This is a genomic window from Bacillus sp. RIT 809 (assembly GCF_016892495.1).
Lineage (GTDB): Bacteria > Bacillota > Bacilli > Bacillales > Bacillaceae_G > Bacillus_A > Bacillus_A cereus_U.
In genome coordinates this window covers 1-24,372 of the sequence record NZ_JAFEMR010000013.1, presented here as the reverse complement: position 1 = coordinate 24,372, position 24,372 = coordinate 1, and the positions used below count along the sequence as shown (strand labels likewise).

The window sequence follows — 24,372 nt, the reverse complement described above, 5'->3', positions numbered from 1 at the left end:
GAAAACATAATGTAAACCAGACTTTTTTCTTACGTGTACGTTTAAAAAGGAGGATTCAGAGGGCCGAGCAGATCGAGGCGCTGACGCCAGGAGGAGCGCAGTGTAGCTTTACTACTCGATCACCGGACTGGCGAAGCAACGGTGAGATGTGACTGCCATCTGAACGGGACTTTTTTAACTTCCTCTATAAAAAAAAGCCTAGACGGCTATAGTATAACCATCTAGACTCTATTCTTACTTCTCTTCTTTCACTTTCACGCTCAATTTTAAACTTAGCTCTTCAAGCTGCGCTTCTGCAACTGGGCTTGGAGCTTCTGTTAATAAGCAGCTTGCGCTTGCTGTTTTCGGGAATGCAATTGTATCACGAAGGTTCGTACGACCTGCAAGTAACATAACAAGACGGTCTAAACCTAATGCGATTCCGCCATGTGGTGGTGTACCGTATTCGAATGCTTCTAATAAGAATCCGAATTGTTCTTGTGCTTCTTCTTGTGAGAATCCAAGTGCTTTGAACATTTTTTCTTGTACGTCACGCTCGTAAATACGAAGTGATCCACCACCAAGCTCATAACCGTTTAATACAAGGTCATATGCTTGTGCACGTGCTTTTTCTGGTGCTGTTTCTAATAGTTCAACATCTTCACGGAATGGCATTGTGAATGGATGATGAGCTGCGAAGTAACGATCTGCATCTTCATCGTACTCAAGAAGTGGCCAATCCGTTACCCATAGGAAGTTAAATTTACTTTCGTCAATTAGCTCAAGTTCTTTACCTAAACGTAAACGAAGTGCACCTAAACTATCTGCAACAACGCTCTTCTTATCTGCTACGAATAGTAATAAGTCACCAGCATCCGCTTCTAATGTACTCATTAACACGTTTGCATCTTCTTCACCGAAGAATTTCGCAATCGGTCCTTTTAAGCCGTCTTCTTCAACTTTAAGCCAAGCTAGACCTTTTGCACCGTATACTTTTGCGAATTCAGTTAATGCATCGATGTCTTTACGAGAGTATTTGCTCGCTGCACCTTTTGCGTTAATCGCTTTTACTTGTCCGCCGTTTTCTACAGCACTTGTAAATACTTTAAATCCACAACCTACTGCAAATTCAGATAGGTCTTTTAGTTCCATTTCAAAGCGTGTATCCGGCTTATCAGAACCAAAGCGAGCCATTGCATCAGCATATTTCATACGAGGGAATGGTGCACTAACTTCTACACCTTTTGCATCCTTCATGACTTTCGTCATCATACGCTCCATCATTTCTAAAATTTCATCTTGTGTTAAGAATGATGCCTCGATATCAATTTGCGTGAATTCCGGTTGACGGTCCGCACGTAAATCTTCGTCACGGAAACAACGTGCTACTTGATAGTAACGCTCAAATCCACCGACCATAAGAAGCTGTTTAAATAGCTGCGGAGATTGAGGTAATGCATAAAATTCACCATCATGCACACGGCTTGGTACTAAATAGTCGCGAGCTCCTTCTGGCGTGCTCTTCGTTAAAATTGGTGTTTCAACTTCTAAGAACTCTTCTGTATCTAAGAAGTTACGAATTGTTTTCGTTACGTCATGACGCATTTTGAATGTGTTGAACATTGCAGGACGACGTAAGTCTAAGTAACGATATTTTAAACGCACATCTTCTGATGCATCTGTATCATCAGCAATAATGATTGGCGTTGTTTTCGCTGCGTTTAATACGTTTACTTTCGATGCTTGTACTTCAATACGACCAGTTGCCATATTATCATTAATTGCGCCTTCACCACGTTCAACAACTGTACCTTCTACGTGTAATACGTATTCGCTACGAATCGTTTCTGCTACTTCTAACGCTTCTTTTGATGTTTCTGGATTAAATACAACTTGTACGATACCTGTACGGTCACGTAAGTCGATAAAGATTAATCCACCTAAATCACGGCGTTTTTGTACCCAACCTTTTAATTGAACTGTTTGTCCAACCGCTTCTACTGTTACTTTTCCGCATGCATGTGTTCTTTCAGCCACTTTAAGTTCCCCCTATATTAATTTCTCTGCTACATATGAAGCAAATACATCTAACGCTACTTCTTCTTGTCCGCCTGTTGCCATATCTTTTAAGTTAATGATGCCTTTATCTAGCTCATCTTCCCCTAATACAGCTACGTATTTCGCATTTAAACGATCTGCAGATTTAAATTGTGCTTTCATTTTGCGATCTAAATAATCTTTTTCAACTGCTAGTCCAGCTTTACGAAGATCAAACGCAATTTTCGCAGCTTGGTCTTTCGCTTTTTCACCAAGTGCTACAACGTAACAATCAATACTATGTTCAATTGGTAACTCAATATTTTCAGCCTTCAGCGCCATAATTAAACGCTCAATACTCATCGCAAAACCGATACCTGGCATTTCCGGTCCACCGATTTCTTGTACAAGTCCGTTATAACGGCCACCGCCACTTAATGTTGTGATAGCACCGAAACCTTCTGCCTCACTCATAATTTCAAAAACAGTGTGTTGGTAGTAGTCTAAACCACGTACTAAATTCGGATCTTTCTCAAATGGAACATCCATCATCGTTAGTAGTTCTTGTACTTTGTCGTAGTATACTGCTGAATCTTCGTTTAAGTATTCTGTAATAGATGGTGCCGTGCTCATTAATTCATGATTACGGTCCTTCTTACAGTCTAAAATACGAAGAGGGTTTTTTTCTAAGCGAGATTGGCAATCAGAACAGAATTCTCCGATGCGCGGCTCAAAGTGAGCAATTAACGCATCACGGTGTGCTTGACGACTCGCTGCATCACCTAAGCTATTTAATACAACTTTAATATTTTTCAAGCCCATACCGCGGTAAAACTCTACAGCAAGTGCAATTACTTCTGCATCAATTGCTGGATCGTTACTACCAATTGCTTCAATACCGAATTGTACGAATTGACGATAGCGACCTGCTTGTGGTCTTTCATAACGGAACATTTGGCCGATATAGTATAATTTTGTTGGTTGTGTTGCATCACCGAACATTTTGTTTTCAACGTAAGAACGTACAACAGGTGCAGTACCTTCTGGACGTAATGTTAAACTACGCTCTCCACGGTCTTGGAATGAATACATTTCTTTTTGTACGATATCTGTCGTATCACCAACACCACGTAAAAATAGCTCTGTGTGCTCAAAAATTGGTGTACGAATTTCTTTATAATTGTAACGACGGCAAATGTCGCGCGCTTGCCCTTCGATATACTGCCATAACTCAACACTACCTGGAAGAATATCTTGCGTTCCGCGTGGGATTTGAATAGACATATTCAGTTCCTCCTCAAATTGTTTTAATCTTAATAAAAATAAAAAAACTCCCGCCTCTACTGTTTGAACAGTAGGGACGAGAGTATTATACCCGTGGTGCCACCCTAATTGAAGCACGTATGCTTCCACTTTTTTAATAACGCTTAAATTTGCGTTCATCTCTACTAAGCGTATAAGCCTTTCAAGTTGAAACCTACAGAGTGTCATTCAATCAGTCATCATGTAGAAATGTTTTCAGCCTAGGACATTTCTTCTCTTTCCATGTGTATCTCATTTACTCTCCTCTATCAACGGCTATATTCATATGTAAATATAAAATTACTATACGTTTGTTGAGTAGGATTGTCAAGTGCTCTAAGAGCGCTCAATTTGCTTCTTTAGGCGCTTTACATCTTGTAGTGAAATTCCAAACTCAGAAGCAAGCTCCATTGAAGTATTGTTTTGTTCTTTTGAAATAAAATCATGTAAATTTACGTTAAACAGTTGATTTGCACCATTTGTAACAGAATGCCCTTTTTCATTCATACGCATACGTATATCCCTCACATTCAATATGGATGTTTTACTTTTTATTGTTCCATATTGATGAGATAGTTATACATAGCCGAAACAGCTATTGATTCCAAATAACTAAACAAAACATACCACAATGTATGAAAAAAGAGAGGATCCTATAATCCTCTCTTCCCCGGCAACACTATTTACTTTCTACAATTAAGGTCACCGGACCATCATTGATTAAAGAAACGTCCATCATTGCTCCGAACTGTCCTGTCTCCACATGTAGTCCTTGTTTACGAACTTCTTCATTAAAGAAATCATATAAATGCTCTGCATAATCAGGTTTCGCAGCATCCATAAAGTTTGGACGTCTTCCTTTACGGCAATCTCCGTATAATGTAAATTGCGAAATAGATAGAACTTGTCCCTTCATATCAAGTACAGAGTGGTTCATCTTTCCGCTCTCATCTTCAAAAATACGTAGGTTTGCAATTTTTTCAGCGATGTAAGTTGCATCTTTTTCTGTATCTTCATGCGTAATGCCAACTAGTAGTGTTAAACCGAATGGAATTTGTCCTACAATCTCACCATCTACTGTGACAGACGCTTCTTTTGATCGTTGTAAAACAACTCTCATCTTTTATACACTCCCTATTAATGCATCATGCGTCGTACCGCATAAATTTCTGGAACACGTTTAATGCGCTCTACTACTTTCTTCAAGTGCTGTAAGTTTCGAATAGAAATTGACATGTTAATCGTTGCCATCTTATTACGATCACTTCTACCAGAAACAGCTGAAATGTACGTTTTCGTCTCCGTAACAGCTTGCAATACTTCATTTAATAAACCACGGCGATCGTAACCTGAAATCTCAATATCAACATTGTATTCAATTTCTTTTTCAGGGCTACCTTCCCACTCTACTTCTAATAAGCGCTCTACAGCTTCTTCTGTATGGACATTTACACAATCACGACGGTGAATCGATACACCTCGGCCTTTCGTAATATACCCAACAATATCATCGCCCGGAACTGGGTTACAGCATTTTGACAAGCGAATCAATAAATTGTCAGCACCGCTTACCTTTACACCAGAATCCCATTTTCGAATTTTCATCGGTTTACGAACTTCTTTAACTTCAACGATTTCTTCTTCTTCACGTTGCTTACGGAACTTGTCCGTTAGTCGCGTAACAATTTGCGACGCTGTAATTCCGCTATATCCAACTGCTGCAAACATATCTTCTTCATTTGCAAAATTGAACTTCTCAGCAACACGTTTTAAATTGTCAGGAGCTAACACTTCTTTCATCTCATACTCTAGACCACGTACTTCTTTTTCAACAAGTTCACGGCCTTTTTCAATATTTTCGTCTCTACGTTGTTTCTTAAAGAATTGACGTATTTTATTTTTCGCATGAGATGTTTGAGCAAGTTTCACCCAATCTTGACTTGGGCCATACGAATGTTTCGATGTTAAAATTTCAATGATGTCACCCGTTTTTAATTTATAATCAAGGGTCACCATTTTCCCATTTACTTTTGCACCAATTGTTTTATTCCCGATCTCTGAATGGACACGATACGAAAAGTCAATTGGAACAGATCCAAGTGGTAATTCCATTACATCGCCTTTCGGTGTGAAGACGAATACCATGTCAGAGAACAAATCAATTTTTAATGATTCCATAAACTCTTCTGCATTAGAAGCTTCATTTTGCCATTCTAATATTTGACGGAACCAAGTTAGTTTCTTCTCTAATGTACCAGTTGTTTCTGCTGTTTTCCCTTCTTTATACGCCCAGTGTGCCGCGATACCGAATTCTGCAATTTCGTGCATTTCTTTCGTACGAATTTGCACTTCTAGCGGATCACCTTTCGGTCCAATTACAGTTGTATGAAGAGATTGATATAGATTCGCTTTCGGCATTGCAATATAATCTTTAAAACGACCTGGCATTGGCTTCCAGCACGTATGAATAATTCCAAGTACCGCGTAACAATCTTTAATACTATTTACAACGACACGTACAGCTAATAAATCGTAAATTTCATTGAACTGTTTATTTTGCAATGCCATTTTACGATAAATACTGTAAATATGTTTTGGTCTTCCAGAAATCTCAGGTTGAATTGAAACTTCTTTTAATTTCTCACGAATACCAGTCATTACTTCATCTAAATATTCTTCACGCTCTGCACGTTTACGCTTCATTAAATTTACAATACGATAATATTGCTGTGGGTTTAAATAGCGGAGTGACGTATCCTCTAACTCCCATTTAATAGTACTAATTCCGAGTCTATGTGCTAAAGGTGCAAAGATTTCTAACGTTTCATTCGCAATGCGACGCTGCTTCTCTTGAGGCAAATGTTTCAATGTACGCATATTATGAAGACGATCAGCTAGTTTAATTAAAATAACTCGAATATCTTGAGCCATTGCGATAAACATTTTGCGATGGTTTTCTGCTTGTTGTTGCTCATGAGATTTATATTTAATCTTTCCGAGCTTTGTAACGCCATCGACAAGCATAGCGATTTCTTTATTAAATTCCCGTTCAATATCTTCTAATGTAATTTCTGTATCTTCCACTACATCATGCAAGAAACCTGCCGATACTGTAGCCGGATCCATGTGTAAATCAACTAAAATACCTGCAACTTGAATTGGGTGAATAATATATGGTTCACCCGATTTCCTATATTGTTCGCTATGTGCATCGCGCGCATATTCATAGGCACGTGCCACTAGCTCAATATCTTCATCCGCTAAATATTGACTTGCTTTCTCGAGTACCTGTTCAGCTGTTAGTACTTGCTCATTTGCCATCGAATCACCTTTTATTGAAAATTGACTTTATCTTTATTAAGTAGAATAAATTATATTCTATCATTATAACCCAATGATTGTGAATTGTGAAAAGGAAAAGATTTTACTGACATTTCACCTTATTTTTTTGTGCAATTATACAAAAGTACCCGTTCCTCTCCAAGAGATTCACGGGTACTTTTTATCACCGTAGTTTTACCTATATAGCGATTAGTATTTTTCTAATACTAATACATCGTAACCATCTAACATTTTACGACCATCTAAGTAAGTAAGCTCTACTAAGAATGCAATTCCTGCTACAACTCCGCCAAGTTCTTCAACTAGTTTAATTGTCGCTTCGATTGTTCCACCTGTAGCCAATAGGTCATCTGTAATTAATACACGTTGACCTGGCTTAATTGCATCTTTATGGATTGTTAAAACATCTGTTCCATATTCTTTACCGTAGTCAACTGTAATTACTTCACGTGGTAATTTCCCTAATTTACGAACTGGTGCGAACCCTAATTCTAATGCATAAGAAACTGGGCAACCAATAATAAAACCACGCGCTTCTGGCCCTACTACAACATCAATGTCTCTTTTTTTTGCATAAGCAACGATTTCATCTGTTGCTGCTTTGTATGCTTTTCCGTCGTTCATTAAAGGTGTAATGTCTTTAAACACAATACCTTCTTTCGGATAGTCTGGTACAATTGCGATATGTTGCTTGAAATCCATATTTCTGAATCCTCCTCAGATATAAAAGGTTTGTAAATACAAATCCTTTACCCTAACTGTTCTACTTATTTATGATTACGAATCGTTTCAAACCATGTATATAGTTGCTGATATGTGCTATAAACCAATTCTTTCTCTAATTGTAAGTGGTTCATTTTCTCACGATATGTGTTCGATTCAATTAAATCACGCTTTTGTTTTTTGTCTGCCATAAAAATGACACCGTCTTTTATTGTAACAAATTCTAACTCAAAAAACACCTGTGTCATGAAATTTACTGTATCTTTTGACCAACCTTTATGACGACACAGTTGTTCCCCATATTGCTTTAAAGAAAATGGTGTTTTTTGGTTTAAGAAAGAATAGTACCATTTAAAATGTTCCCTCGTTGGGACCGTACTAAATAAATGATTGTTCTCTTGATAAAATAGCGTGTAAATTCGAGATGGAAATCCTACTTTAAATAAATCACGCAATTCATCTGTTCCTTTCGGCAAATCGAGTAACACAATATATTGATCATCTAAATGTGTTACCTCTGATGCATGCACGAGCTGTTCTTTATAGCCTTCTAAAGAAAACTTATTCAATACCTCTTCAGAAAAATACACCATGGTTATTTTTTCTTTCGGAAGTTCTGCTAAATTTGCTTCTACATTACGCATACTACGCCAGTCAAATAATTGCCATGCCTCTACAGCAATATCTTGCACCATTAATTGCGGCTTTTTAAAGTTATTCCATTCATTAATGGACACTTCTCCTACTACAGAAACCTTCGCAACTGGAGAGATTTCTTTCGCATAAGCACCAAATCCAAATCCAATTGTATCCAGTGTTGCTTGTCCCTCACGAAGAGCCATTTTCAAATGAGATCCATCAGATCCAATTGCACGGATACTTTCTAAGTCAGCATCTTTCACCGCAATACGCGGTTTCGGATTTCCTACGCCAAATGGCGCTAACTTTTGCATCTCCTCAATCGCGGCAAGCGTTACATCCTCTACTTTACAAAATGCATCCACTGCTGTAATCGGAATAAAATCTTCTTCTGTTAAAATTACATCTGCTTGCTCATTTAACCTGCGTCTTAATTCATCCACATCATTCATATTAAGCGTCATTCCCGCCGCCATCGGATGACCTCCGAAATGCGGTAACAATTCACGGCAATCTGAAAGGTTTGCAAACAAATCAAATCCTGCAATACTACGAGCCGATCCCTTTGCTGTTTCTTTATGAGGATCAATGCTTAATACAATCGTCGGACGATAAAAACGTTCAACTAACTTAGAAGCGACAATTCCAATTACCCCTGGATTCCAACCTTCTTTTGCAAGGACTAATACTTTATTTTCTTCAGGCGGGAATTTATTTTCGACTTCAGCGATAGCTTCTTCTGTAATTTGCTTTACAATATCTTTTCGAAGTGTGTTCAGCTCATCAATTTCTTCAGCTAGCTCTTTCGCTTCCTCTGGATCTTCTGATAATAAAAGGTGTACAGCAGGTGTTGCATCTTCCAAACGACCAACTGCATTAATACGAGGTGCGAGTGAGAATCCGATGCTTTCTTCTGTAATTTCGCTTTGCGAAACGTTAGCAACTTTAAATAACGCCTTTAAACCGATATTTCGAGTCATTCGCATATGCTTCAGTCCACGCTGTACTAACAATCTATTTTCACCGTGAAGCGATACTAAATCGGCTACCGTACCGATTACTGCAATTTCTAATAAATGCTCTGGTACACGGCCCAAAAGTGCATGTGCAACTTTAAATGCAACACCAACACCCGCTAAATAATGAAACGGATAAACACCGCCTTCTAATTTCGGATGAATAATCGCAAGTGCCTCTGGTAACTCTGGTGGCGGCTCATGATGATCTGTAATAATAAGATCTATCCCAAGTTCCTTCGCTACCTTCGCTTCATGTACCGCTGCGATACCAGTATCGACAGTAATAATTAGTGAGAACCCTGCACTGTGCGCCCAACGAAACGCTTCTTCATTTGGCCCATAGCCTTCAGTAAAACGATTTGGAATATAAAACTCTACTTCTGCACCTAATTCTTTGAGAGCAAGATATAACACAGTCGTACTACTTACTCCGTCCGCATCATAATCGCCAAATATTAATATTTGTTCTCCATTTTCAATGGCCTTTTTCACACGTTCTACAGTCCGATCCATTCCTTCAAGTAAAAATGGATCATGAAATTCTTGATCTGCTGTATTTAAAAAGTCTACAATCTTATCTTCTGTATTTAAGCCTCTACCGAGAAATAATGAAGTCACAAGAGGTGATAGTTGCAATTTATTTGCTAATTCACTCACTAGTTCCTCATTATATTCTTTTTCTTTCCAACGCGTCTTCGGTTGTAACACGAAATCACCCCTTAACCTATCCATTATACAAGACAGATTAAGGGGTGACAATATAATGCAAACTACGATTCGATATCTATATAATTAAATATCCGTTATGTTTAATTTGGAGAATACGGATTAATATGTACAAAAACATTTTGTACGTTATCTTGTTTCATAAGTTTTTCTTTTACATGTTTTCCGATGCGGTGACCTTCTTCTACAGTGATATATGGATCTACAGATACTTTAATATCAACAATAACATAGTGGCCATGTTCTCTTGCATATAAAGAGCCGATTTTTTTCACACCTTCCACTTGAAAAACTGCCTCCCTAAGCGGAACAACATCTTCTTCATGCAAAACATGATCAAGCGTTGCATGAATAGCTTCTGCTCCAATACTCCACGCCATCTTAGCAACGAGAATTGAGACAAATAATCCCGCAATTGGATCGGCATATACAAGCCAATCTATACCTAACTTACCGCCGATAATAGCTGCACAAATGCCTATTAAAGCTGCAATTGAAGAAAACACATCCGAACGATGTTCATATGCATTTGCAATAATTGCATCACTATTTATCCTCTTCCCTAATCGATATTTATACTGAAACATCCCTTCTTTCACTACAATCGAAAGAATAACTGCAAAAATCGTAATTCCTTTTGGTGGTTCTAAATCTTGTGAAAAAGCTTTTATAGACGAAATCGCTATCTCTAGTCCAACAATAAATAATAATACCGCAACAATAATCGCTGAAATCGATTCCGCTTTACCATGACCATACGGATGATCTTCATCAGGCGGTTGCTTTGCTGCTCGTAATCCAAAAAGTACAGCTAACGAGCCAATTACATCTGATCCAGAATGCACCGCATCCGCTAAAAGTGCCTTACTGTTTCCAATATAACCGATTACCGCTTTTACAATCGCTAATATAATATTACCAACGATTCCGACAATAGCACCAAACTCGGCCTGTTTAAAACGTTCATCTTTTTCCATAATTAAAATCCCTTCTTTTCTTAACCTCTCTTTTTATCCCGCTTTAACGAGCAGTAAGACTCCCTCTCATTAAAGTTTCACTTTATTGTAACAAAAATAAAGATAACATCACCACTTTCTTCCATTTATCTCCCCTTAAAAAAGGCGCTACTTTATTGTGTCCGCAAACGAAAAAGAGATGCCTCATATAGAGACATCATCTTTTTATATGTTTTATTTTTTATACTTGCGGTTCAGATACTTCTTTCTCAACCTTCTTCTTGTTTTTGCCCTTTTTCAAACGACGGTTTTCAAGCATTAACCAAATTTGAGAAGCAACGAAAATAGAAGAGTACGTACCTACAACTAATCCAATTAATAATGCAAGTGAGAAGTTACGCAGTGATTCACTACCGAAAATAAGTAGTGCAATTACTGGGAATAACACTGTTAACACTGTATTAATTGAACGACCAATTGTTTGGCGAATACTTGAGTTTACGATTTCTTCTAAATCTTTTATATCGCGAACTCGTTTTTTCTGTTTGTATAACTCACGGTTTCTATCAAACGTAACGATTGAGTCATTGATAGAGTAACCAATAATCGTTAATATCGCAGCGATAAACGTTAAGTCTACCTCTATATGGAAAAGACTAAACATAACAATCATAACGAACGCATCATGTAACAATGCGATTACCGCAGATAATGCATATGTAAAGCGGAAACGAATACTTACGTATAAGATGATAACCAATGAAGCTATCAGAACCGCGATGAATGCATTTCGTGCAATCTCTTTACCGATTGTCGGTGAAACTGTACTTACGTTTGGCTCTGTACCGTATTTATCGTTAAAGAATGTTTTTGTTTTCGCAATTTCATCTTTTGATAGAACACCTAACGTACGAACTGCGAAACCTTTATTATCATTACCAGTCGGTACAATATTTTCTTCTTTCACATCAATCTTCAGTTCGTTGAAGTCTTTATGAACATCAGACACAGTAAGTGCTTGTTTTGATTGCAAGTCAATACGTGTACCACTTGCAAAGTCAATTCCAAGGTTCATTTTGAAAATCGGTAATATAATTGCCCCAGCAATTACGACTACAACTGAGAATAAGAAGAATTTATGACCGATATTTACGAAGTTAATACGATCAAATTTCGTTGGTGGATGTACTACACCTTTTGTTAATGGAATAATATCCTTTTCCTTAACACCGAAGTAAGATAGTTTTTTATCGAAGTAACGGCTCTTTACAAGTAATCCAAGTAGGAAACGAGTACCAAATACGTTCGTAATGAAACCAACTAAAATACTTACGATTAAACTCGTTGCGAACCCTTTTACAGAGCTATTACCGTAAGCGAATAATACACCAGCTGCTGCAATTGTTGTAACGTTCGCATCTAAAATTGTCGCTAATGAACGATGGTTACCAGCACGAAATGCTGACATCATCGACTTACCAATTTTAAGCTCTTCCTTTAACCTCTCGTACGTAATGATATTCGCATCAACTGCGATACCTACCCCGAGCACTAATGCCGCAATACCTGGTAACGTAAGAACTGCATGCATCCAGTTAAAGACAAGCAGTGTAACGAAAATATATAACCCTAACATAATAACCGCTACAAGTCCTGGTAAACGGTAGAATACAAGCATGAATAAGAAGATAATAGCAATGCCGATCGCACTAGCGAAAATCGTTTGCTCTAATGCTTGTTGACCAAATTTCGCTCCAACAGATGTTGAATACATTTCTTTTAAATCAACAGGAAGTGCACCTGCATTTAATAAAGATGAAAGTTCTTTCGCACTTTCAACTGTAAAGTTTCCACCTACGATAGATACTTCAGCTTGGTTAAATACTTGGCTTACTGTTGCTGCTGATAAAAACTTCGGATTCGGTTTTGCAGATTCTGCTTTATATGAATCTTTTCCTTCTTCAAAATCAAGCCAAATTACCATTAAATTCGTTGGTGGTGGCATTTTTGAAATCTTTTCAGTTACTTCACGGAATTTTTCAGCGCTTTTTAGTGTAAGACCTACGCTCGCACGGCCTTGCTCATCAAATGTTTGCTTCGCTCCGCCGCCTTTTAAATCCGTTCCGTCCATAAGAAGGTTATCATCCACATCACGGAATGTTAGTTTCGCTTGTGTTGATAACATTTCACGTGCTTTTTGCTGATCTTGTACACCAGCAAGCTGTACACGAATTCGATCTTCCCCTTCGATTTGAATGTTCGGCTCACTTACACCAAGAACATTGACACGATTTTCAAGAGCACCTACTGTACTTACAAGTGCATCACGATCGATTTTATCACCTTTTTTGGCTGGTTTTACTTCATACAGAATTTCAAAACCACCGCGAAGGTCTAGTCCTAGACTAATTCCTTTTGCTATGTCTTTTCCTGCCGCACCAATTACTCCACCAATTAATAAAACGATGAGGAAAAAGGCAGCAATTCTTGTACCACGCTTTGCCATATGTACCCTCTTTCTGCTACTAACACTTTCAATAAATCTCTTACGATTCATTTTTGCACGTGTGCATACGCCTAGTTAGTAGACTTACTTTCTATAAAATACATGTATTTTCGCTAGTTCATCACTAGCTGTGTCGGTAAGCTTTTCACAATACCTACACTTTCATTATTTATTTTTTCTCTTCACTACCTCCTTTATATATAATCTTAGACATAATTAATTCCTCTTTATCAATACCTATCATTATACTGCAAAAGGAAGAACAAACCAATTACAGTCGGTTATTTATTTTCATATTCATCAAACGACCAAAGTGGTGCTTGATATGCTTCAACAGTTAAATAATTCATATATTCATTAGTACTTACTCTTAATACATCATTTACTAATTCATATAATCTAACATCACTGTCTATCTTTTTCCACTTTTTCGCCTTGAGAAACTTCCAAATATCATTATCTGTCACTCGGTCGTAACCGAACATTTGAAACTCTTCTACTTTACTTTCTAAAACGACTTGTAACTGTCCGCGGTATGATTCTACCAAAGCCTCTTTATCCAACATATATAACATCTCCTTCTTATTTCAGCACGAAAAGTCGCTTTTAATCCCGCTCTAATGGACAGTAATAACTTCTTTCAAGAGTACCATTCATACTTTACTCTCTTAAATGCTTGTCATTCTTGTCTCATACGTGCATATAAATTATTGTAAATCATTCCATTGATTTTGAGAAGGTAGGAGAAGAGTATGACGAGACAAAGCTTTTTAAAAGGTGCATTTATTTTAATGATAGCTGGCTTTATTACAAAAATTCTTGGATTTATTAACCGCATTGTAATGGCACGTATTTTAGGCGAAGAAGGCGTTGGCCTTTATATGATGGCTGTCCCCACCTTCATTTTAGCAATTACATTAACACAAATTGGTCTTCCTGTGGCAATCGCAAAATTTGTAGCAGAAGCGGAAGCAGTGAACGATAAACAAAGAGTTAAAAAAATATTAACTGTCTCGCTAGCCGTTACATCCATTATTAGTATCATTTTAACAATTGGGATTATGCTACTCACACCTATTTTAGCAAAAACATTACTAACAGATGAAAGAACTTACTATCCATTAATGGCTATTTTACCTGTCGTCCCTGTTATTGCAGTTTCTTCCGTTTTACGTGGTTATTTCCAAGGGAAACAAAATATGAAGCCGAGCGCTTATGCTCAAGTCATAGAACAAGTTGTCCGCATTACAATTATCGCTGTATGCATTCGGTTATTTTTACCTTACGGCGTAGAATATGCTGCAGCCGGTGCCATGCTATCAGCTGTTCTTGGCGAAGTTGCATCTTTATTATTTTTACTTACTTTATTCCAACGCGAAAAACATTTATCTATACGCTCTGGATTTTTCACTACTGTAAAGGAGAGCAAAAATACATTTTATTCCCTTATGGACATTGCTTTACCAACTACAGGAAGCCGTTTAATTGGTTCCGTTTCTTATTTCTTTGAACCTATCGTCGTTATGCAAAGCTTAGCGATCGCCGGCGTTGCTGCTTCTGTCGCCACTCAGCAATACGGTATATTAAACGGATATGCGTTCCCGCTTCTATCACTGCCAGCCTTTATTACATATGCTCTTTCTACAGCACTCGTCCCATCAATTAGCGAGGCAATGGCAAAGAGACAACACAAATTAGTGGAACACCGATTACAACAAGCGCTTCGAATTTCCTTAATAACCGGCGGATGGTCAGTCGTTATATTATATGTATTTGCTTCTCCAGTTTTAACTCTCATGTACGGATCAGACAACGCGGCCGCGTTCATCCAGCTTCTTGCACCTTGCTTTTTATTTCATTATTTCCAAAGTCCCCTTACATCTGTGTTGCAAGCTTTAAACTTAGCACGCGCTGCTATGATGAACACCTTTATTGGTGCTATCGTAAAATTAATCGTTATTTTTGCACTCGCTTCACGCCCAGAGTTCCAAATGATGGGGGTTGCCCTCGCCATCGCAGCAAATATAGTAACCGTAACATTCCTTCACTACGCCACTGTTTTAAAGAAAATTGCATTTACCATTTACGCAAAAGACTATATTTTCGGCGGAATTGCTATCGGGATTGCTGGTACCTTCGGTTTTTATCTTCATAAGCATATCGTTTTTTCTCATTCACTTGGCGTACAAACGTTATGGGAAATCACCTTAACAACAATCGTTTATATCGTTCTCCTCTTCGTTTTCAAACTCATTCGAAAAGAAGAATTAAGTCGTCTCCCTATCATCCGGAAACTTTCATTTTTGAAGTAAGCGGGCTTGCCATTCAAAATGGTAAGCCTCTAATTTTCTTTCAAATCAACAAAAAATTGTCCATTTTGAAAACTACAATATACAATCTGTTTCACATCTTTATAACCTAAGTTATTCAATTTCTCAACGAGCCACTCATTTGTATGCTCAATCATTTGCAAATGATTGTATTGAATTTCTCCATCAATAATTAGTGGGAGTGTAAAAATTGGTGTATCATTTTTGCTCTTTTTACTTTTTTGTTTTTGAAAGACAGATAACTTTCCAGATGGTTCTAAAATAGCGTATTCTACATCACGCACATCTCCGATTCCTTGCTCACGTAGTTGCATCAATAAATCATCTATGTTATATCGCTGCTTCCGCATCTTTTTTTCGTCAATTTTACCTGCATTCACAAGAATCGCAGGCTCCCCTTCTATTAAATGCCGAAAACGCTGGAACTTTAAAGAAATGACCGACAAAATGATTTGTATACACATTAGAAAAGTCATTGGAACTAATTGATGCCAAAGTGATTTATCTGTATTTTCAATTGCCACTACAGCCATTTCACCGAGCATAATGAATACAACCAAATCTAATACACTTAATTCTCCAATTTCGCGTTTACCCATAAGACGAAAAATAATTAAAATGATTATATACAAAAGCATTGTTCGTCCGATTATTGATACCCATTCCATTTCTACATCCCCTTTTTTTACTTATAGGCTCCCCTACAAAAAAGAAACTAGTCTAACTTAAACAAAATGAAAATATGCTTGTATTAAAAAGGGGGAATGCATAATGGATGGAACGAAAAAATTATCGAGCGCAATCGGCTTCGGTATTATTACCCTATTAATCCTCGCATCTATTACAAGTATGATCATGGCTCTTTTATTAAAATTCACGAATATTAATGAAGGGACATTAGTAATTACTATTTTTATACTAGCCCTTCTATCTATGCTTATGTCTGGATTTATTGCTGGTAAAAAGGCACAAGGAAAAGGTTGGTTAGTGGGTTTCACTACAGGACTCACATTCACTCTTCTCGTCTTTCTCGTTAACTATTTAGGCTTCTCTCAAACTTTATCGAACTCACAGTTACTCTACCAATTAGCATTAATGGGTGCGAGTACACTCGGAGGCATTTTCGGTGTAAATATGTCAAAACAAAATAATTAAAAAAAGGCCCTGCACATTTCATGCAGGGCCTTCATCATTAGTTTTTCACAACTTCACGAATCGCATTGCGATCGAAAGTTAAGTGTGAACCACCAGATTTAACAACGATTTTCGTTTCGTCTACTGATTCGATTGTAGCGTGTAAACCACCGATTGTTACGATAGCATCACCTTTTTTGATTTCATTTTGCATTTGAGCAACTGCTTTTTGACGCTTTTGTTGCGGGCGAATTAATAAGAAATAGAAAATCGCAAACATCGCAACAATCATAACGATATTCATCATACCTGCATTCATCTTGTGTTCCTCCTTTTAAATTATGTATTAGAAGTTTTTAGCATTCGGTTTATTAAAGCCATACTGTTCAAAGAACTCTTCGCGGAAATCGCCAAGACGGTCTTCACGAATAGCTTGTCTCACCTGCTCCATTAAGTTTAACAGAAAATGAAGGTTGTGATAAGACGTTAAACGAATTCCGAACGTTTCATCGCATTTCATTAAGTGACGAATGTACGCACGAGAATAGTTTTTACATGTGTAGCAATCACAGTTCGGATCAAGCGGTCCGAAGTCTCTAGCGAATTTCGCGTTTTTCACAACTAGACGGCCTTCACTTGTCATACATGTACCATTTCGAGCGATACGAGTTGGAAGTACACAGTCAAACATATCAACACCGCGAATCGCACCATCAATTAACGAGTCAGGAGAACCTACACCCATTAAGTAACGTGGCTTATCATCAGGAAGAAGTGGTGTTGTAAACTCAAGAACACGATTCATAATATCCTTCGGTTCACCAACAGATAGACCGCCTATAGCATAGCCAGGGAAGTCCATTGAAACAAGATCTTTCGCACTTTGGCGACGAAGTTCTTCAAACTCTCCGCCCTGTACTATACCGAATAAACCTTGATCTTGTGGACGTTCATGCGCCTTTAGACAACGCTCTGCCCAGCGGCTTGTACGTTCTACAGACTTCTTCATGTATTCAAAAGTAGCAGGGAATGGTGGACACTCATCAAATGCCATCATGATATCTGAACCTAATGCATTTTGGATTTCCATCGCTTTTTCTGGTGATAAGAATAATTTATCTCCATTTAAGTGATTACGGAAATGAACACCTTCCTCTTCAATGCGTCGGAAATCACTTAAGCTAAATACTTGAAATCCACCAGAATCTGTTAAAATTGCACGATCCCAGTTCATAAACTTATGCAAGCCACCTGCTTCGCGTACAATTTCATGACCTGGACGTAACCATAAATGATACGTATTGCTTAAAATAATGCCAGAATCCATTGCTTTTAATTCTTCTGGTGACATCGTTTTAACTGTTGCAAGTGTACCAACTGGCATAAATGTTGGTGTATCAAATGAACCGTGTGGCGTATGTACTCGACCTAAACGCGCACCCGTTTGTTTACAAGTTTTAATAAATTCATAACGAATTGCTGTCATAATTTACTCCTTTTATTTGTTTCTCATTTTAGCGTGAGATGCAACGAACATCGCATCACCGAAGCTAAAGAAACGATATTTTTCTTTTACTGCTTCATTATAAGCATGAAGTACATTATCTCTATTTGCAAATGCACTTACAAGCATAATTAATGTTGATTTCGGCAAATGGAAGTTTGTAATTAAACCATCAATTGCTTTAAATTCGTATCCTGGGTACATAAAAATATCTGTCCAGCCAGAAGCGGCGCAAAGCTTACCACTATGATCTGTCGCAATCGTCTCTAACGTACGAGTTGATGTCGTACCTACTGTAATAATACGTCCGCCATTCTCTTTCACGCGGTTTAATAACGCAGCTGTCTCTTCAGACATATGGTAATACTCTGCGTGCATATGATGCTCTTCAATCGTATCTGCAGAAACTGGTCTAAATGTTCCAAGTCCTACATGGAGTGTAATGAACGCTAACCCGACGCCTTTTTGCTTCAATTTCTCGAGTAACTCTTCTGTAAAATGAAGCCCAGCTGTCGGTGCTGCTGCTGAACCTATTTCCTTCGCATATACCGTTTGATAACGATCGCGATCTTCTAGCGTCTCTTTAATATATGGAGGAAGTGGCATTTCTCCAAGCTCGTCTAAAATTTCATAAAAGATGCCGTCATATGAAAACTCAAGTTGACGCCCACCTTGATCTGCTGTTCCAATGCAAGTTGCTTTTAACTTTCCTTCACCAAAAGAGATAACAGTTCCTTCTTTTACACGCTTCGCTGGCTTTATAAGCGTTTCCCACTTATCGCCCTCTTCTTGTTTCAAAAGAAGTACTTCAATGTGTGCACCTGTATCTTCTTTCACGCCGTGCAAGCGAGCAGGCATAACTTTCGTTTCATTTAAAACTAAGCAATCCCCCTCATGTAAGTAAGAAAGAATGTCCGTAAAATGTTTGTGCTCAATATCTCCTGTTTCACGGTCTAACATCATCAATCTTGATGTTTCACGCTCTTCAAGCGGAATTTGTGCAATGAGCTCTTCTGGTAAATGAAAATCAAACAAATTAATATCCATAACTGTATCCACCTATTTCTTATTTGAATCGATTTATTATATACATAATAAAAGATAATACAATACTTAACACAATACATGTAATGATAGGAAAATAAAAGGTAACGTTACCTTTTTTCACAAAAATATCGCCTGGAAGTCTTCCTATGAACTTCCAAGCTAATCCAGCAACAATGAGCAAAATACCCGCTGTAATAAGCAGCTTTGGCATCTCCGTCATACTTTTGGCATCTCCATTCCGAAATGCTCATATGCGAGCGGCGTTACGATCCGGCCTCTTGGCGTTCTTTGTAAAAAGCCAATTTGTAATAAATACGGCTCATACACATCTTCAATCGTATGCGATTCTTCCCCAATCGTTGCTGAAACAGTTTCTAATCCAACTGGACCACCGCGGAACTTTTCAATAATACCAAGCAGTAATTTATGATCAATATGATCAAGTCCTAATTTATCTACTTGTAATAGTTCTAACGCCATTTGTGTAATTTCCATCGCAATGGTTCCGTCACTGCGAACTTGTGCGAAGTCACGTACACGTCGTAATAGACGATTCGCAATACGAGGTGTACCACGGGCACGCCTTGCAATTTCTAATGCAGCTAACGAATCTATTTCAACTTCAAACACTTCTGCTGTACGTTCTACAATCGCAGAAAGCTGATCTACTGTATAGTACTCTAATCGTGAAAGTACACCAAAACGGTCACGAAGTGGTGCTGATAATGCACCTGCACGCGTCGTTGCCCCAACTAGCGTAAATGGAGGTAAGTCTAGACGTACAGAACGAGCTGACGGTCCTTTCCCAATAACGATATCAAGGCAAAAGTCTTCCATCGCTGGGTATAACACTTCTTCAATAGATCTATGCAAACGATGAATTTCATCAATAAATAATACATCCCCAGGCTGAAGTGCTGTTAATACAGCCGCTAAATCTCCTGGTCTTTCAATTGCAGGACCTGACGTTGTTCGAATGTTAACACCCATTTCATTGGAAATAATATTCGCAAGCGTCGTTTTACCAAGTCCAGGTGGTCCATATAAAAGTACGTGATCTAACGTTTCTTCGCGCATTTTTGCCGCTTCAATAAACACTTCTAAATTATGTTTCGCTTTATCTTGGCCAATATACTGACGGAGCGTCTGTGGCCGTAATGAATACTCTAAATCCGCATCTTCATATCCAGATTCCCCTGAAAGGAGACGTTCGTCCATTATACTCACCTCTTACCATTTAGTAAAAGACTAAGTGCCTTTTTGATATACTGATCCGTTGTAAGTGATTCTTTTAATAGTTCTGGTACAACGCGAGAAACTTCTCTCTCCGCGTAACCAAGTGCTCGTAGTGCTTCAAGTGCCTCATCAAGCTCAGTTGATGAACCTTTCTTCTGATCAAAACTTTCGGCATCCGAGAACAGGTCAACAAACGCATCTGGCACGACATCTGCTAGTTTTCCTTTTAAATCTAAAATCATTTGGCGCGCTGTTTTCTTTCCGACACCTGGGAATTTCACTAAAAACTTCTCATCTTCATGTTCAATCGCTTGCACGACCTGTCCTGTTTGACCAGAAGCTAAAATTGCAAGAGCACCTTTTGGTCCAATCCCCGATACACCTAACAATTTTGTAAATAATAAACGCTCTTCACGTGTTTTAAATCCGTAAAGTGCCATAATATCTTCTCTCACATAATGATATGTATAGACACGAATTTCTTGCTTACTTCTTTGAAATACATACGGATTTGGTGTGAAAATTTGATAACCAATTCCATTATGATCAATTACGACATATTCCGGTCCTACATACTCCACGTAACCTGTAACATATTCAAACAAAATACGATCTCTCCCTCTCAAATCATGTATTCCATTTTAACATATTTAACAATAGAAAAGCGAGACTGCCCCAACAAATGTTCTCTATTTGAAACTTCTGTTATTTTCCATTGACAGAAAGTATAAAGCACCTTAATATACAGGAGTCAATAATGATTATCAATATTAATTAAAGGGGTTACATCAGGATGAAACAAAGGCTATTTATTTTATTTACTATTATGCTAGTTGTTCTTTCTATTGTTGGCTGTTCTTCTCAAAAAGAAGAATCCAAAGCAAAAGAACAACCGAAAACGAAAGTTGTAAAACATGCTAAAGGGGAAGCAACAATTCCAGTTAATCCAAAGAGAATTGTTGACTTATCTGGATCAACAGAGGAATTATTAATCCTTGGACATAAACCTGTTGGCACAGCGAACACATATAAAGATAAAATCCAAAATCACTTAACAGACAAACTAGACGGAGTAAAAGCAGTCGGCTGGTACTGGGCGCCTAAAGTTGACCTAGAGGCTGTTACTGCTTTAAAACCAGACTTAATTATTTTAAACAATCGTCAATTGAAAATTTATGATCAACTAGAAAAAGTTGCACCGACAGTTGTTCTAGAAACAAATCTAGAAGACTGGCGCGGTAAGTTTAAAGAAGTAGGTAAACTATTTGACGAAGAGAAGAAAGCTGACAAATGGATTGCAGACTACGATAAAAAAGCAGAGTCTTTATCTAAAAAAATTAAAGAAAAAACAAAAGATGAGAACTTTATGTTCGTTGCAGTAACACCACAAAACTTCCGTGTATACGGTAGCTTCGGATATGGTGACATACTCTTTAACGATTTAAAGCTTCCAGCAACAAAAGGTACAGATTTAAAACAAACGATGGCACAAGTATCACTAGAAGGTCTTGTTGCATTCCAGCCTGATCAAATGTTTATTGTAAACTTCGGCGGAGAAGCTGATAAAGTGTACGAAGACTATAAAAACAGTGCCGTTTGGAAAGATAATAAAGCAGTAAAAAATAATCACGTATATGAAGTATCAAATGAAGCCTTCAATACGAAAGCCTTCAATCCAATCGGAAAAGATATGCTAATTGATGAAATCGCAAAAGAGATTTTAGCTAAGAATAAATAAGAAAAAGCAGCTCACCCTGAGCTGCTTTTTTTCTGATTTTGCACTGCGTACTGCTTCATTTTTTCGATTGTCTTTACAAAACCTTCTTTTGATTTTATGCGAATACCACGTTTCAATTCCGCACGCTCATAACTTTCAAGCTTTTTCATATCAATTTGAAAGAAGGAATGGATCGCGTTATCACTTTTCGGTACCCCTTTGAAAATTTGCAATATCCCTTCCTCTGAAACACCAAAATAACCGCTCGTTTTCAGTAAAGGAGAAATATCATCCACTTTCTTTTGTAATACGATTTGCACATCATCACGATCAACAAGTTGCCATTCTTTATATTGCTGCAAAAACTTTTCTAAATCCACTACTTTTTCTGTCAGTATTTCCTCGCTTACTTCTCCATCAACATACATACGCTCTAATAAAATTGTAACTGCAGGTTCTTTTTCTGTTATTTCTGCCCTCACATCGGATCCATAAGCTAAGCAAAACATCATAACGAAAGCTTGCACTGCAATTAGTATCCATTTCATTTCCGTTCACCTCTTCTAGGCAAAATCATACTTTCATTTGTAGCTTTTCCGGAAATGGGGGTTTTATCCATATAAAAAATCGCATTAAATTTCTAAGGAAAATAAAAAATGCAGATAAGGGTTAATCCTCATCTGCATGTATCAGTTACTTTTATATAAAATGAAAGACGCCTGCAAAGCAGGCGTCTTGATGCGTTTACGGCGAGAAACCAGGCGACCACATTCGCGTGTTTAGCACTTAAGCATATCTCTCGACTTACGTAAATTAGCTCATCGCTTTGCTAATATAACATTAATAAGATAGAAACGCAACATGTTTATTAAAAAACGTCGTTTACAAGACGAAGATGAATAAAGAGGAAGGGCTATCCCTTCCTCTTTGTTTTGTTATCGTACTGTACCAGTTAAGCCATAACGAATGTCTCGGAACATATTTGTTATGTCACGATTAAAATCATTTGTAACTGTGCCGTTACGTAGACGTGTACTCATTGCATCCACACGAGTAAACATGTCATTTCTTACAGAAACATAAACATTTCTATTTCCAACTTCATTCGCAACAGCTTGACGAATTTCGTTTGCCATTGCCGTTTCATCTGTCGCCGAATTACGTGGCTTTACCGCAATCGCTACATCGTTTCCATATACAACTGTAGAAACTCGATCTACGTTATTCATACGTTTTACACGATTCGTAATTTTCTCCGCAGTTTTACCATCATTGTTAATGTATGAATTGTTCATTGTAATATTACGGGTTGGATGCGGATTAGCAATTTGCCCATTGTAATTTACATCACGGTAATAATTATTATATCCTGTATCGTTACGACCGTTTCTATATGTTACATAATCTGTAGAACGATCGTTACGCGTTACATTATCATTATATCGGTGTGTGTCATTATAAGATGTACGCTCGTAATTATAGTTACGTCCATCCATCGCATTATTATCTTTTGGTGTACCACATGCAGCTAATGCACTGGTAACTAACAAAGAAGCAGCAATAACTTTTACTTTCGTATTCAATACAAAAACCCCCCTTGTTAGAATGAACTTCTCTTTCGAAAAGCTCCCCCTTATGATGAGTAATAGAGAGGGTTTTTACACTGTTAATATTTCACTAGGAATTTTCTAGCACTTAATGTAAATTCACCATATTCCTGACCATCACGAATAAAAAAAGGCGGGAATAACCCCACCTTTTTTAAACTTCCTCTTCATCCTCTTCTTCTGAAACTGGTTCTCCAAATACATTTGGTGGATCTGGCTGATAATACATCGTTCCTGGCTGCGGTGCATATGCTGGCTGAGTCGGTTGATAATATAAAGGATTGGCGTATTGTGGTCCACCCGGTTGCGGACTATATAACCTACTCTCTCCTCCGCATCCACAATCTTCTTCCCCTTGTACGAGTGGTGGCATATTATTATCCATTGGCATCATATTTGGATTTGGCATAGAAGTATATTGCGGCGCCATTTGTTGATACGGCATTTGATTGTATGGATTTTGTTGCTGATAATGCGGATATGGCGGCATCATTGGCTGTTGATACGGCATTTGATATGGCATCATATTCGGTGGTTGGTTGTTATCCATTATTGGCATCATGTTTGG

At 37.8% G+C, this 24,372-nt stretch carries 22 protein-coding genes, 1 pseudogene and 1 other annotated feature; of the genes and pseudogenes, 3 read left to right on the top strand and 20 right to left on the bottom strand.

Features of this window, described 5'->3' with window-relative positions; all coding sequences use genetic code 11:
* Positions 1-234: 234 nt before the first annotated feature.
* The 10 genes from aspS to JTF23_RS15080 all read right to left on the bottom strand — a co-directional run bounded on the left by aspS (position 235) and on the right by JTF23_RS15080 (position 13,795).
* A complete protein-coding gene (aspS, locus tag JTF23_RS15125; protein WP_002160387.1) occupies positions 235-2,016 on the bottom strand; it encodes an aspartate--tRNA ligase in 1,782 nt (593 codons plus the stop codon).
* A gap of 12 nt (positions 2,017-2,028) precedes the next feature.
* Complete coding sequence (hisS, locus tag JTF23_RS15120; protein WP_002145627.1) at positions 2,029-3,300, bottom strand: histidine--tRNA ligase; 1,272 nt, start codon at positions 3,298-3,300, stop codon at positions 2,029-2,031.
* Between the two features lie 69 nt (positions 3,301-3,369).
* Positions 3,370-3,600: a binding site (T-box leader), on the bottom strand.
* A gap of 54 nt (positions 3,601-3,654) precedes the next feature.
* Positions 3,655-3,831 (bottom strand): hypothetical protein, encoded by a 177-nt coding sequence (locus JTF23_RS15115; protein WP_002015300.1) that lies wholly within the window; start codon positions 3,829-3,831, stop codon positions 3,655-3,657.
* A 166-nt stretch (positions 3,832-3,997) separates the two neighbouring features.
* A complete protein-coding gene (locus tag JTF23_RS15110; protein WP_002015302.1) occupies positions 3,998-4,438 on the bottom strand; it encodes a D-tyrosyl-tRNA(Tyr) deacylase in 441 nt (146 codons plus the stop codon).
* Between the two features lie 17 nt (positions 4,439-4,455).
* Positions 4,456-6,639 carry a GTP diphosphokinase gene (gene relA / locus JTF23_RS15105; RefSeq protein ID WP_002145623.1) on the bottom strand — a complete coding sequence of 728 codons (2,184 nt, stop codon included), beginning with the start codon at positions 6,637-6,639 and terminating at the stop codon, positions 4,456-4,458.
* 210 nt (positions 6,640-6,849) lie between these two features.
* Positions 6,850-7,362: an adenine phosphoribosyltransferase gene (locus JTF23_RS15100; RefSeq protein WP_002111996.1), complete on the bottom strand. Its 513-nt coding sequence runs from the start codon at positions 7,360-7,362 to the stop codon at positions 6,850-6,852.
* A 65-nt stretch (positions 7,363-7,427) separates the two neighbouring features.
* Entirely contained in the window at positions 7,428-9,749 is a 2,322-nt protein-coding gene (gene recJ / locus JTF23_RS15095; protein ID WP_204209103.1) for a single-stranded-DNA-specific exonuclease RecJ, read from the bottom strand.
* Between the two features lie 101 nt (positions 9,750-9,850).
* Positions 9,851-10,744, bottom strand: coding sequence for a cation diffusion facilitator family transporter (locus JTF23_RS15090; RefSeq protein ID WP_002111998.1), 894 nt, complete (start codon positions 10,742-10,744; stop codon positions 9,851-9,853).
* A gap of 220 nt (positions 10,745-10,964) precedes the next feature.
* Positions 10,965-13,229, bottom strand: coding sequence for a protein translocase subunit SecDF (gene secDF / locus JTF23_RS15085; RefSeq protein WP_098988397.1), 2,265 nt, complete (start codon positions 13,227-13,229; stop codon positions 10,965-10,967).
* 281 nt (positions 13,230-13,510) lie between these two features.
* Positions 13,511-13,795 (bottom strand): post-transcriptional regulator, encoded by a 285-nt coding sequence (locus tag JTF23_RS15080; protein WP_002112000.1) that lies wholly within the window; start codon positions 13,793-13,795, stop codon positions 13,511-13,513.
* A 186-nt stretch (positions 13,796-13,981) separates the two neighbouring features.
* Between JTF23_RS15080 and spoVB the strand changes: the two genes are divergently transcribed.
* Positions 13,982-15,541, top strand: coding sequence for a stage V sporulation protein B (gene spoVB / locus JTF23_RS15075; RefSeq protein ID WP_002112001.1), 1,560 nt, complete (start codon positions 13,982-13,984; stop codon positions 15,539-15,541).
* A 29-nt stretch (positions 15,542-15,570) separates the two neighbouring features.
* On the opposite strand, the gene JTF23_RS15070 is transcribed toward spoVB, so the two are convergent.
* On the bottom strand, positions 15,571-16,227 hold the full coding sequence (locus tag JTF23_RS15070; protein WP_199659380.1) for a DUF421 domain-containing protein: 657 nt from the start codon (positions 16,225-16,227) through the stop codon (positions 15,571-15,573).
* A 103-nt stretch (positions 16,228-16,330) separates the two neighbouring features.
* On the opposite strand from JTF23_RS15070, the gene JTF23_RS15065 reads away from it, so the two are divergent.
* Entirely contained in the window at positions 16,331-16,714 is a 384-nt protein-coding gene (locus tag JTF23_RS15065; RefSeq protein WP_204209102.1) for a TIGR04086 family membrane protein, read from the top strand.
* 37 nt (positions 16,715-16,751) lie between these two features.
* Here the strand turns inward: JTF23_RS15065 and yajC are convergent, their stop codons facing one another.
* The 6 genes from yajC to ruvA are packed head-to-tail and all read right to left on the bottom strand — an operon-like array spanning position 16,752 to position 21,085.
* Positions 16,752-17,012, bottom strand: coding sequence for a preprotein translocase subunit YajC (gene yajC, locus JTF23_RS15060; protein ID WP_002034132.1), 261 nt, complete (start codon positions 17,010-17,012; stop codon positions 16,752-16,754).
* 27 nt (positions 17,013-17,039) lie between these two features.
* Positions 17,040-18,179 (bottom strand): tRNA guanosine(34) transglycosylase Tgt, encoded by a 1,140-nt coding sequence (gene tgt, locus JTF23_RS15055; protein WP_000125368.1) that lies wholly within the window; start codon positions 18,177-18,179, stop codon positions 17,040-17,042.
* A gap of 12 nt (positions 18,180-18,191) precedes the next feature.
* Positions 18,192-19,244, bottom strand: coding sequence for a tRNA preQ1(34) S-adenosylmethionine ribosyltransferase-isomerase QueA (gene queA / locus JTF23_RS15050; protein WP_002160379.1), 1,053 nt, complete (start codon positions 19,242-19,244; stop codon positions 18,192-18,194).
* Positions 19,245-19,263: 19 nt separating this feature from the next.
* The gene (locus JTF23_RS15045) at positions 19,264-19,464 is read right to left on the bottom strand and encodes a DUF2905 domain-containing protein (protein WP_002112011.1); all 201 of its coding nucleotides are present in this window, start codon (positions 19,462-19,464) and stop codon (positions 19,264-19,266) included.
* Positions 19,461-20,462: a Holliday junction branch migration DNA helicase RuvB gene (gene ruvB / locus JTF23_RS15040; RefSeq protein ID WP_204209101.1), complete on the bottom strand. Its 1,002-nt coding sequence runs from the start codon at positions 20,460-20,462 to the stop codon at positions 19,461-19,463. The genes JTF23_RS15045 and ruvB overlap by 4 nt, the downstream gene beginning before the upstream one ends.
* A 5-nt stretch (positions 20,463-20,467) precedes the next feature.
* The gene (gene ruvA, locus JTF23_RS15035) at positions 20,468-21,085 is read right to left on the bottom strand and encodes a Holliday junction DNA helicase RuvA (RefSeq protein ID WP_002112013.1); all 618 of its coding nucleotides are present in this window, start codon (positions 21,083-21,085) and stop codon (positions 20,468-20,470) included.
* 188 nt (positions 21,086-21,273) lie between these two features.
* On the opposite strand from ruvA, the gene JTF23_RS15030 reads away from it, so the two are divergent.
* Entirely contained in the window at positions 21,274-22,218 is a 945-nt protein-coding gene (locus JTF23_RS15030; RefSeq protein ID WP_070139970.1) for an iron-hydroxamate ABC transporter substrate-binding protein, read from the top strand.
* Positions 22,219-22,229: 11 nt separating this feature from the next.
* Here JTF23_RS15030 and JTF23_RS15025 read toward each other — a convergent pair whose 3' ends face one another.
* The 3 genes and pseudogenes from JTF23_RS15025 to JTF23_RS15015 all read right to left on the bottom strand — a co-directional run.
* Entirely contained in the window at positions 22,230-22,745 is a 516-nt protein-coding gene (locus JTF23_RS15025) for a BofC C-terminal domain-containing protein (protein ID WP_204209100.1), read from the bottom strand.
* 387 nt (positions 22,746-23,132) lie between these two features.
* Positions 23,133-23,780 (bottom strand): YhcN/YlaJ family sporulation lipoprotein, encoded by a 648-nt coding sequence (locus tag JTF23_RS15020; protein ID WP_002112018.1) that lies wholly within the window; start codon positions 23,778-23,780, stop codon positions 23,133-23,135.
* 178 nt (positions 23,781-23,958) lie between these two features.
* Positions 23,959-24,372, bottom strand: a pseudogene (locus tag JTF23_RS15015) (spore coat protein); the annotation flags it as partial.

Coding starts and splice junctions, on each gene's coding strand:
- hisS (WP_002145627.1), bottom strand. CDS start 3,300: ATGTCTATTCAAATCCCACGCGGAACGCAAGATATTCTTCCAGGTAGT.
- JTF23_RS15115 (WP_002015300.1), bottom strand. CDS start 3,831: ATGCGTATGAATGAAAAAGGGCATTCTGTTACAAATGGTGCAAATCAA.
- JTF23_RS15110 (WP_002015302.1), bottom strand. CDS start 4,438: ATGAGAGTTGTTTTACAACGATCAAAAGAAGCGTCTGTCACAGTAGAT.
- relA (WP_002145623.1), bottom strand. CDS start 6,639: ATGGCAAATGAGCAAGTACTAACAGCTGAACAGGTACTCGAGAAAGCA.
- JTF23_RS15100 (WP_002111996.1), bottom strand. CDS start 7,362: ATGGATTTCAAGCAACATATCGCAATTGTACCAGACTATCCGAAAGAA.
- JTF23_RS15090 (WP_002111998.1), bottom strand. CDS start 10,744: ATGGAAAAAGATGAACGTTTTAAACAGGCCGAGTTTGGTGCTATTGTC.
- secDF (WP_098988397.1), bottom strand. CDS start 13,229: ATGGCAAAGCGTGGTACAAGAATTGCTGCCTTTTTCCTCATCGTTTTA.
- JTF23_RS15080 (WP_002112000.1), bottom strand. CDS start 13,795: ATGTTGGATAAAGAGGCTTTGGTAGAATCATACCGCGGACAGTTACAA.
- spoVB (WP_002112001.1), top strand. CDS start 13,982: ATGACGAGACAAAGCTTTTTAAAAGGTGCATTTATTTTAATGATAGCT.
- JTF23_RS15070 (WP_199659380.1), bottom strand. CDS start 16,227: ATGGAATGGGTATCAATAATCGGACGAACAATGCTTTTGTATATAATC.
- JTF23_RS15065 (WP_204209102.1), top strand. CDS start 16,331: ATGGATGGAACGAAAAAATTATCGAGCGCAATCGGCTTCGGTATTATT.
- yajC (WP_002034132.1), bottom strand. CDS start 17,012: ATGAATGCAGGTATGATGAATATCGTTATGATTGTTGCGATGTTTGCG.
- tgt (WP_000125368.1), bottom strand. CDS start 18,179: ATGACAGCAATTCGTTATGAATTTATTAAAACTTGTAAACAAACGGGT.
- queA (WP_002160379.1), bottom strand. CDS start 19,244: ATGGATATTAATTTGTTTGATTTTCATTTACCAGAAGAGCTCATTGCA.
- JTF23_RS15045 (WP_002112011.1), bottom strand. CDS start 19,464: ATGACGGAGATGCCAAAGCTGCTTATTACAGCGGGTATTTTGCTCATT.
- ruvB (WP_204209101.1), bottom strand. CDS start 20,462: ATGGACGAACGTCTCCTTTCAGGGGAATCTGGATATGAAGATGCGGAT.
- JTF23_RS15030 (WP_070139970.1), top strand. CDS start 21,274: ATGAAACAAAGGCTATTTATTTTATTTACTATTATGCTAGTTGTTCTT.
- JTF23_RS15025 (WP_204209100.1), bottom strand. CDS start 22,745: ATGAAATGGATACTAATTGCAGTGCAAGCTTTCGTTATGATGTTTTGC.